Raw genomic sequence first — 9887 nt, 5'->3', positions numbered from 1 at the left:
CGACGAGGAAACACACGACGAGGAAACACACGACGAGGAAACACACGACGAGGAAACACACGACGAGGAAACACACGAGGTCGACGAGGAGCTCCGGTGCCCCGAATGCGGTGGTCAGCTGACGACCGACACCGAACACGGCGAGACGGTCTGTGCCGATTGCGGGCTCGTCGTCGAGGAGGACGAGATCGATCGCGGGCCCGAATGGCGCGCCTTCGACGCCAGCGAGAAGGACTCGAAGTCCCGCGTTGGCGCCCCCACGACCGAGATGATGCACGACAAGGGGCTCTCGACGAACATCGGCTGGCAGGACAAGGACGCCTACGGGCGGTCGCTGTCGAGCCGGCAGCGCGAGAAGATGCAGCGGCTCCGGACCTGGAACGAGCGCTTCCGCACCCGCGACTCCAAGGAGCGTAACCTCAAGCAGGCGCTCGGCGAGATTGACCGGATGGCCTCCGCGCTCGGCCTCCCCGAGAACGTCCGTGAGACCGCCTCCGTCATCTACCGGCGCGCGCTCGACGAGGACCTCCTTCCGGGTCGCTCGATCGAGGGCGTCGCGACCGCTGCCCTCTATGCGGCCGCTCGGCAGGCGGGAACGCCGCGATCGCTGGACGAGATCACCGGCGTATCACGCGTTGAGAAGGACGAGATCGCCCGGACGTATCGCTACGTGGTCCGCGAGCTCAAACTCGAGATCCAACCGGCCGATCCGGAGAGCTACGTCCCCCGGTTCGCCTCCGATCTCGGCCTCTCCGATGAGGCGGAAATGCGGGCCCGGCAGCTGTTGGAGACCGCCAAGGACCAGGGCGTTCACTCCGGAAAATCCCCGGTCGGCCTCGCCGCGGCCGCCGTCTATGCCGCCTCCCTGCTCACCAACGAGAAGGTCACCCAAAGCGAGGTGAGCGAGGTCGCGAACATCTCCGAGGTGACGATCCGCAACCGCTATCACGAGCTGCTCGACGCCGAGGAAGGGATCGCGACGCCGTGAACCGCCTTGTTCAGCCGTAGATCGCGGCTCCACCGTCGGTGTCGATCGGCGTTCTTCTTACTCCGTGTCCCGAGACGGGTGGTATGGAGACCACTCGCCACTTCACCGCGACCGCGTACATCGTCAATGACGGCGCCACCGCCCTCCACGACCACGAGCGACTCGGCATCCGCGTGCCGCCGGGAGGACACATCGACCGCGACGAGCTCCCGCACGAGGCCGCGATCCGGGAGGTGTACGAGGAGACCGGCCTCGAGGCGGAGCTCGTCGCCGATCGGGCCGGGATCGAGGGCCCGAACGGCCGGAGTCTGCCCCAGCCGGCACACCTCCTGCTGTACGACATCAACGTCGACGACGCGGGGCGGGTGGGCCATCAACACGTCGACCATCTCTACTTCGCACGTGTGCCTTCGCGGGTGATCGACCCGGCAGGATCGGACGAGGTCGACTCCAACGACTGGCACTGGTACACCCCCGCCGATCTGCGGACGAGCGACCTCGATGCGGACGTGATCGACCTCGGCCGTGAGGCGATCGATCGAGTCTCCGAGTCGCCGGGCGAGTCCGGCGGACGCTGAAGTCGGGATGGAGCGTCTGACGGCCGGCATTCGCTCCGGAAAGTATTTGCGTCGCCTCCGGCGAGTTACCCCCAAATGGATGCCGATCGCACCGACCTCGTGACCGAGTGGGAGGCGGAATCCGTCTCCGACGGGTTCGCCGGGCTGGCCCGGCTCGCCGATCGCGGCTTCTCGGGCGTGGTGACCGATGCGGCCGTTCGGATCTACCTGTTGAACGGCCGCATCGTCGGCGTCACCGGCGGATCCCTGTCAGCGTTCGAGGACGCCTCGGGAACCGCCTATACCGCTCCCGACGAGTCGCTACCGCTGCTGTTCGCGATGCAGACCCGCGGCGGCGAGCAGAAGGCACAGTATTACACCAACGACACCCCGATCTCCGAGGCCGACCGAACGCTCTCGGAGTCCAACTTCACCGGCTACATCGAACTCTCCGAGAACGTGCTCTCCGGCGATTACTACGTCGCGTACTACGGCGGCGAGTCGTTCCCGGTCGCGTTCATCGGCAACGCCGAACAGCTGAAGACCGGGACGGAGGCTTTTGAGCTGGCCGACGACGAGGTGGGTATCTACAGGGTTCACGAAGTCGATCTCGAGGTCCAGGACGTCCCGGAGCCTGCAGCGGCCGCGGGGTCGGCGGTGTCGGGGCGGGGATCGTTCGCGGATACGACCTCCGAGAGCGAGACGTTCCCCACGGAAGAGGACTCCCTGGAGGGCGGGGCATCCTCCGAAAGCGGAAGGACCGACGCAGCGGGGTCGAGCGAGACGGCGGACCCCGTGGACGCCACCGAACCCGCGGACGCCACGGAACCGACCGAGACCGACGATGCGGCCGAGGTGACGGACACGTCCGATGGTGCGGTGACGATGGGTAAACACGGGGAGCCGGGGAGCGGGTCGAACGGAAGCCACCCCGATGAGAGCCACTCCGACGAGAGCCACTCCGACGGGAGACCACCCACCGAAACTTCGGGAGCCGGGGACGCCGCCGCGACCGGCGCCACGGCCGACGACGCCGAGACGGGAACTGGAGCCGACGAAGCCTCGGCCGGTTCGCGATCGGAGCCCGACCCACGGCCACGTCGTGATCGAGGGTCGACGGAGACACGCAACGCAACCCAACGCAGTGAGACGGCACCGTCCGCCGACGCAACGCCTGCCGGTGAGACGACGGCCGCGGACGCCGACGCGCGGCAGCGCGAGAACGAGAGCCGGCAGGGAGAGAACCCCCAGCGCCAGGGTGAGAATCCCCAGCGCCAGGATGACGACCCGACCGCGTCCGAGAACGTCTTCTCCCAGGAGGCCGAGTGGCGGGAGGCGAAGTCGATCCCGTCGATCGACCCCTCGGAAACGCGGGCGAACCGACAGCCGACGGAGGCCGACGACGCGGCGCCGAACGAGGCGGCCGCGTCGGGGAGTGCCCGCTCCGGAACGGACCGGCGGGAGCCACGATCGACGGACGACGCAGCCGGCACACAGCGATCGGCAACCACCCGGCGATCCGCTGCGGACACCGACTCGAAGGCGGCGGCAGCACGAGACCAACGCAGGTCGGCTTCCGGGACAGGTTCCGGAACGGAGGGTCGTGGGGCGGCTGCGGGCGACCTCCGGAACCGGATCGAGCGACTCGAGAACGAACTCGCGAAGGCGACCGATCGGCGGGACCAACTCGAGGCGGACCGCGATCGGCTCGAGAACGAACGGGACGAACTCGCCGCCGAACGCGACGACATCGCTGCAGAGCGGGACGAGATCGCCACCGAGGCGGAGCGACTCCAGGAACGGGTCGAGGAACTCGAGTCGACGCTGGATCGCGTTCGCGGGGAGCTCGAGGAGGCCCGTGCACAGCTGCCGGAGGGTGATCGCGTGCTGTCGCCCGCGGACGCGCTGGCCGGTACCAACCTGTTCGTCCGGTACGACTCCAAGGGCGGGGCCACGCTCGAGAAGGCCCACAACGGCTCGGTCGAGCGCGAGGAGCTCGTCGACAACCTGCGGATCGAACACCACACGAGCTTCGAGGACGAACGCGTCGTGGTGAACGGCCAGCCGTATCGGGAGTTCCTCGTCGAGACGATGGAGTTCGGCTTCACGAACTGGGTCGTCACCGAGTTGCTGTTCGAGATCCGAGACACGGGGAACGTCAGCGGGCTGCAGGACCTCTATGATGCGATCCCGCGAATCGACCGCGCCGAGATCGGCGGGTCGGTGTCACTCACCTACGAATCCGAGGGCGAGGAACACCGCGAACAGCAGACGTTCGATCTGGTGTTGCGCGACCGGATGGGGAATCCACTCATCGTCGCCGACCTCAACGACGGCCGGGACCCGACTCCCGAGGGAACCCTCGAGGGACTCGTGGAGACGGGCTCACAGCTTGCCGAGGGCACCGACGAGTTCACCGCGGGCGTCGCGGTCACCTCGAGCTTCTTCGATCCCGGCGCCCTGGAGGCGGCCGAGGATGCGACCGGCGGAGGCCTGTTGAGCCGGTCGAAAAAGCGGAACTTCGTGAAGGTCGCGCGAAAGCGGGGGTTCCATCTCTGTCTGGCGGAGTCCCGCGAGCACGGGTTCCACCTCACCGTCCCGGAGCTGTGAGGACGGCCCCGTTGTAGCGGATCGGATTCCCGACGCTGATGCGGACAAAACGGTGGTCGTGACGGTCTTGCGGCGCTTACGGAACGATCGAAGAAGCAAGCAGCGGTCGGGTCTCCCGAGTGTCGATCAGTTTTCGAGTTCGGCGGCGGAGTCGATGCGCATCTCGGCGAGCTTGTCGCCGATCTCGTCGAGTTTGTCGTCGAGTTCGTCGACGAACTCCTGCGTGCGTTCGGTGGTGATCGCGCCCTGGCTGGACGGCTCGATGAGGTTCTCCTCCTCGAGGACGCGAAGCGAGTACCGAACCTTGTGGTGGGGGTATCCGGTCTCGTTCGACATCTTGACGATGCCGATGGGTTCGTTCTCGATCACCATCTTCAGCACCTGTAGGTGCCGTTCCAACATATCGACTTCCTTCTCCAGTCGGTCTATCATGGCATATGTTAACTTGTCATCCCGGGGTTTAAAAGTTGCTGTCCGCGACGCAAGAACTGCCAACGGATGTGAACGTACCTCACTCAGTGGCTTAACCGTTCGGATCGGGCACGAGTACGGTGATCGATCGAGTGAGACCATACGATATTCCTACTCGACCACGGAGCCGGCTCCACACCCGGGAACGGTGGTCAACGCGTCCTCCAGAACGCGGAGCGCGTCCACGCCCGCGGACCGATCGACGACGAGGAGGACGGCCTCGCCGCCGGCCGCACACACACGAACCTCGATCCCGGCGATCCGCAGCCGGTCGGTGGCGTGGCCGAGCACGCCGGGAGCCACCGATCCGGTCACACGCAGCGCCGTCCGGTTGCCGCCGGGGACGACCGCGACGTCGCCGACGATCGCAAGCGGGTGCGTGTCCCCATCCTGGCCGTTCTCCCCGTCTTCATTCCTGCGTCCGTTTCCGTCCACGATGGCGGCGCGATCGACGACGTCCACGCCGCTCCGCATCGACACGCTGGCGCCGACGTCGGCGTGGTCGACGTCCTCGAGATTCCCCCCGAATCGCCGGATTGCGGTGGCAACTGCATCGGGATCCCCCTCGAGATCTGGGTCGTGGTCGAGGAGCCACTCGGCGGCCGCGGCGTGGTTGAGCACCCCCGCCCGCAGCGAGTCGTGCAGGAACGGGTGGGCACGAACCGCTGCCCGGGTATCGGCTGCAAGCGACATATACGGTGGTTCCGTGGCGGTTCCCTTGAAGCCGCCGAACCGGATACCGGATCTCGGATCGGGACCCAACCGTCTACCCGAGGCCCAGCCGCCTGCCCGGGACCCAGCCACCGTCGCGGCGACGGCTCCGAAGTCCCTAAGGCCGGCGCGTCCCTGGATCACGTATGCAGTCGCTGGTCATCGTGGCTCACGGGTCACACCTCAATCCGGACTCGAGTACGCCGACGTACGACCACGCGGACACGATCCGCGAGGCGGATGCCTTCGGCGAGGTCCGCACGGGCTTCTGGAAGGAGGAACCACACCTCCGGGAGGTCCTTCGGACCGTCGAGGGCGAGGAGGTGTACGTCGTTCCGCTGTTCATCTCCGAGGGCTATTTCACCGAGCAGGTGATCCCGCGTGAACTCCGCCTGGAGGGATGGGACGTGGACCGATGGGATTCGGACGGCCTCTCGGCCGACCAGGCCACGCTGACGGCGACGGACACGGGACAGACCGTCCACTACTGCGGGCCGGTCGGCACGCACGAGGCGATGACCGACGTGTTGATCCGGCGGGCGGAGACCGTGACCGACGATCCCGACGTCGGCGACGGGTTCGGCCTCGCAGTCGTGGGCCACGGCACCGAGCGCAACGAGAACTCGGCGAAGGCGATCGAGTACCACGCGGATCGGATCCGCGAGACCGACCGCTTCGACGAGGTCACGGCGTTGTATATGGATGAGGACCCCGAGGTCGACGACGTGACCGACCACTTTACCGCGACGGACGTGGTCGTGGTGCCGCTTTTCATCGCCGACGGCTTCCACACCCAGGAGGACATCCCGGAGGATATGGACCTCACCGACGACTACCGAACCGGCTACGACGTGCCCGCGACCGTCGACGGCCACCGGATCTGGTACGCCGGCGCGGTCGGGACCGAACCGCTGTTGGCCGACGTGGTGCTCGAGCGCGCGGCCGACGCGGGCGCCGACGTCGGGGCGGCGATCGAGCGCGTTCGTCGAACCACCGCCGTCGCAGCGGGGAACCGATGACGGGACACGCCGAGACCGACGGGACGACCCTGGATCAGAATGTCGTGCCATCGATCGACCTCCCGACGGCCGCGGTCGACGCGCTGGCGCGGTCGCCGGACGACGACCACCGTGCACCGACGATCGCCGTCGACGGGTTCCGGGTCACGGCCACGACCGCCGACGCGTACACCTTCGAGACGGCGACCGAGCGACACGCCGACCTGTCCCGTGCCGAACTCGCGGACGCCGCCCACGACCACGATGTTCTCGTCGCCGATTGGTACGTCTTCGAACACGTCGTCGACGACGAGGGGTCCCGTGGAGCCTTTCTCCGGTGGCTGGAGGGAGCGACGGAGCGTCTCGAACGCCTCGGACGTCTCGATGACGGGCGAACCGACGCGGCGGATGCGAGCACGTCCGATGCGGCCGAGCGATCGGAACCGACGACCGCAACCGCGATCCGCGACCGGTTCAGATCGCTGGCGTCGGGCATCGAGCACGACTGGGGCCAGCTCCGGATCACGGCCACGATCGCGGACGACGGAACGCGCCGCTACGCGATCCGCCACGTCGACGCCGCGGGGATCGACCGGGACCACCTCGAAGCGCACGATGACCCACGGGACGCGCGATCGATCGCCAAACACGATCCGGACGGCCGATATCGACCGCTCAAGACCGCGCCGACGCTGCCGACCGGGTGGGTCTTTCCCGACCTCGACGCCCGGGAGTGTTACGAGACCGTCGAGACGTTCTACCCTGCGACCGTCGCCAACTGGGACCGGGAGCGGCGCGGCGACCTCGACGTCTCCCACTGGCACGAGACGATGGCGCGACAGACCGGCATCTACGGCCTGATCGAGACGTGGGACCGCGGCGAGGGGCACGAACACGTCGAGTGGGTGGCCGAGACGTGCTGTGCGGATTCACAGTGTCTCAAGCGTCGCGAGTGGGAGTACGACGCCGAAACCGCCCTGTCCGTCGACGGCGGCGACGGCGCCTTCCCGTGCCGTGAGCCCTGCTCGCTCGTCGTCTCGGCCGCCCGCCGGTGGACGAAACTCGAGTCGGAGGCCGAACGTACCTACGAGTTCGACCTCACGCCGAGCGAGAAGGAGCAGCTGGAGGCGCTCATCGACGCGGTCGCCGACGGACGCGTCGAGGAGATCCGCGAGGCGGACCTCTCGGAGGGGGCGAACCGATACCGAACCAGGTTCCTGCGGGCCAAGCGGTTCGACGACGACGGGGCCCTCCGTGGCGTCCCGACCGACCCCGAAGAGGGGACGACCGACGAATAAGCGGCGGCCGGATCACCGAAGGGCTAGCGCGAGCGCGACGACGACTGCGGCGACGACGATGCCGGCCGCCAGAAAGACGGTGGGCGTGTTCAGGGCGGTGCCGACAGCGAGCGCGAGCCCGACGGCGATCGCCGCGACGACGATCGCCGGACCGAGGCCGTCGCCGAAAACCGCATCGAGCGCCGCGACGAACCGCTCGGCGGGCGTCGGTTCGGGGTCCCGCTCGGGAGGATCCGACAGTGACTCGTCGACGGTCACCGACTCCGACTCCGGATCCGGCGCCGGCTCGACGATGACGGTGAGGTAGGCGGTTCCGGAGCCGTGGCCGACAACCGCCTTGAGCTTCCCGCGGACGGTCCCGTCGGGGCGGTTCGGGTTCACGTCCACGTGAACGACCCGGCGGGCGTCGGCCTCGAGGTAGTGGTTCGTCTCCACGAGGCTGGCGATCCGTCCGAGGTCGTCGTCGACGTTGAGGTGAACGTGGGCGGCCTGGCCCTGGTTGTCGATCGCGATCTCGAAGGACCCCTCGACCGTGATCCGGTCGGGGACCGCGATCGAGTGCACGCCGTCGCCGTTCACCTCGATCGGGATCGTCTGCACGTCCGTACCCTCGCGTGCACGGTAGAAAAAGGTTCACGACGATCGACGAAGGGCGACCGAGCTTACGCCGGCGCGTCCTCGCGCATATCCGGCGGGAGGAGGTTCGGGATGCCGTCCTCGATCGGGTACGTCTCCCCGCAATCGGTGCAGGTGAGCGTGCCCGCGAGGATCTCACCGTCCTCGCGGTCCTCGACGGCCAGGTCGAGATCGTGTTTATCGAGCGGACAGCAGATGATATCCAGCAGCGACTCCTTCATGGCCGGCGGTAGGCGAGGCGCCATCAAAAGTCTGCGGGTTGTGCCCGCCCCGGACGACGGTGGTGGGTAGCAGCGCCGACGGAGAAGCGGGCGGCGACGTCGCCGAGACGCTCCGGATCACCCGCGGCCGTACCGGAACAGCGTCGCGGACGCGACGGCGGCCGCCGCGGGAACGATCGCGAGCAGGAGAAACAGGGCGCGCTGTGTCGTGTACGCCAGGATGGCCCCGCTGACGGCGGCTCCAAGCGACCCGATCCCGAAGTTCGCAAGATACATGTAGCCATAGGCGATCCCGCGATCGCCGGATCCGGTGTACTCGGCGACCACGGCCTGCATCAGCGGCTGCTCCCCGAACAGAACGAACCCGAGCAGGAGACTCACGCCGACCACGGCCACGACGCCGACGGCCGCGGCCGGGACGAACGCGAGGCTGAGCGCGGCGAGCAGCAGAAACGCGCCGATCGCCACCTGCTCGGGCGGGTACCGGTCGCTGAGCCTGCCGCCGACGTATTGGCCACCCATCCCCACACACAGCAGCGCGACGTAGACGTACCGGGAGGGGGCGACCTCGCGATCGAGGAGGACGACCGGGTCAAGGACCGGCGAGTCGGAGAGGATCTCGGGCAGGAAGGTGAGTATCCCGCGGTAGAAGAACCCCTGCAGAACCACGATGGCGAAGACGATCGCGAACAGCCCCGCGAACAGCGTCCGGCTATCCGTGAGGACCTCGCGGACCGAGGGTGGATCGCCGGTTCCGGAGCCGCCCGACCGGGGGTCGCCGGTTCCGGAGTCACCGGGTCTCGAGTTCACGGTCTCGGAATCATCGCCGTCCGCAACCGCGGCCGTCTCGTCGACGTCGACGAGCGCGATCGCGATCGCGGCGATGATGGCGGGGATCGCGAACGCCGCCGCGACGGTCCGCCACGGAAGGGTCATCAGGAGGAGGACGGCGATGAGCGGTCCGAGCGTGATGCCGAGGTTACCCGCCATCCCGTGGAAGGCGAACGCCGACCCACGGTCCTCGATGCCGGTGCTAATGAGCCGAAGCCCCGAGGGGTGATACAGGCTTGCGCCAGCCCCCCACACCAACAGTGCCGCCGTCAGGCCGGCGATCCCGCCGAATCCCAACAGGAGAAAGCCGAGCCCCATCCCGAGCAGGCACCCGATCACCAGCCGCTTCGAGCCGTAAACGTCGGCGGCGATGCCGGCGGGCAGGGATCCGATCCCGAACAGCGCGTAGCCGACCGCGACGACGGTTCCCATCGTGCCGGATCCGACGTCGAAGGTGACCATCCAGTAGGTGAGAAAGACCGGGATGGACATCTCGAAGGCGTGGACCATCCCGTGACCGGTCATCGCGATCGCGAGGATCGACCGGTCGTTGTCGTTCATCCCGT

Annotated in this window: 10 protein-coding genes; 5 read left to right on the top strand and 5 right to left on the bottom strand. The window is 67.8% G+C overall.

Going from position 1 to position 9887, the window contains the following annotated elements:
• The 3 genes from BLW38_RS03480 to BLW38_RS03470 form a co-directional block, all read left to right on the top strand.
• Positions 1-988: transcription initiation factor IIB (locus tag BLW38_RS03480; RefSeq protein WP_245710038.1), on the top strand; the 988-nt coding region annotated here is incomplete at its 5' end.
• A gap of 83 nt (positions 989-1071) precedes the next feature.
• Entirely contained in the window at positions 1072-1566 is a 495-nt protein-coding gene (locus BLW38_RS03475) for an NUDIX hydrolase (protein ID WP_092814294.1), read from the top strand.
• Between the two features lie 75 nt (positions 1567-1641).
• Positions 1642-4155 carry a DUF7527 domain-containing protein gene (locus BLW38_RS03470; RefSeq protein WP_092814291.1) on the top strand — a complete coding sequence of 838 codons (2514 nt, stop codon included), beginning with the start codon at positions 1642-1644 and terminating at the stop codon, positions 4153-4155.
• Positions 4156-4281: 126 nt separating this feature from the next.
• Here BLW38_RS03470 and BLW38_RS03465 read toward each other — a convergent pair whose 3' ends face one another.
• On the bottom strand, positions 4282-4587 hold the full coding sequence (locus BLW38_RS03465) for a hypothetical protein (RefSeq protein WP_092814288.1): 306 nt from the start codon (positions 4585-4587) through the stop codon (positions 4282-4284).
• A gap of 150 nt (positions 4588-4737) precedes the next feature.
• Positions 4738-5319 carry a DUF7523 family protein gene (locus BLW38_RS03460; RefSeq protein WP_092814285.1) on the bottom strand — a complete coding sequence of 194 codons (582 nt, stop codon included), beginning with the start codon at positions 5317-5319 and terminating at the stop codon, positions 4738-4740.
• A 164-nt stretch (positions 5320-5483) separates the two neighbouring features.
• Here BLW38_RS03460 and BLW38_RS03455 point away from each other — a divergent pair, with 164 nt between their 5' ends.
• The gene (locus tag BLW38_RS03455; RefSeq protein WP_092814282.1) at positions 5484-6356 is read left to right on the top strand and encodes a CbiX/SirB N-terminal domain-containing protein; all 873 of its coding nucleotides are present in this window, start codon (positions 5484-5486) and stop codon (positions 6354-6356) included.
• Entirely contained in the window at positions 6353-7633 is a 1281-nt protein-coding gene (locus BLW38_RS03450) for a DR2241 family protein (RefSeq protein WP_092814279.1), read from the top strand. The genes BLW38_RS03455 and BLW38_RS03450 overlap by 4 nt, the downstream gene beginning before the upstream one ends.
• A 12-nt stretch (positions 7634-7645) precedes the next feature.
• Here BLW38_RS03450 and BLW38_RS03445 read toward each other — a convergent pair whose 3' ends face one another.
• The 3 genes from BLW38_RS03445 to BLW38_RS03435 all read right to left on the bottom strand — a co-directional run bounded on the left by BLW38_RS03445 (position 7646) and on the right by BLW38_RS03435 (position 9882).
• Entirely contained in the window at positions 7646-8233 is a 588-nt protein-coding gene (locus tag BLW38_RS03445) for a DUF7524 family protein (RefSeq protein ID WP_092814276.1), read from the bottom strand.
• 62 nt (positions 8234-8295) lie between these two features.
• Positions 8296-8490 carry a methytransferase partner Trm112 gene (locus tag BLW38_RS03440; protein WP_092814273.1) on the bottom strand — a complete coding sequence of 65 codons (195 nt, stop codon included), beginning with the start codon at positions 8488-8490 and terminating at the stop codon, positions 8296-8298.
• A gap of 117 nt (positions 8491-8607) precedes the next feature.
• On the bottom strand, positions 8608-9882 hold the full coding sequence (locus BLW38_RS03435; RefSeq protein ID WP_092814270.1) for an MFS transporter: 1275 nt from the start codon (positions 9880-9882) through the stop codon (positions 8608-8610).
• Between the last annotated feature and the right edge of the window lie 5 nt (positions 9883-9887).

Origin of the sequence: Halopenitus malekzadehii (assembly GCF_900108505.1) — an archaeon.
Lineage (GTDB): Archaea > Halobacteriota > Halobacteria > Halobacteriales > Haloferacaceae > Halopenitus > Halopenitus malekzadehii.
This window is presented reverse-complemented; position numbering and strand designations above follow the sequence as displayed.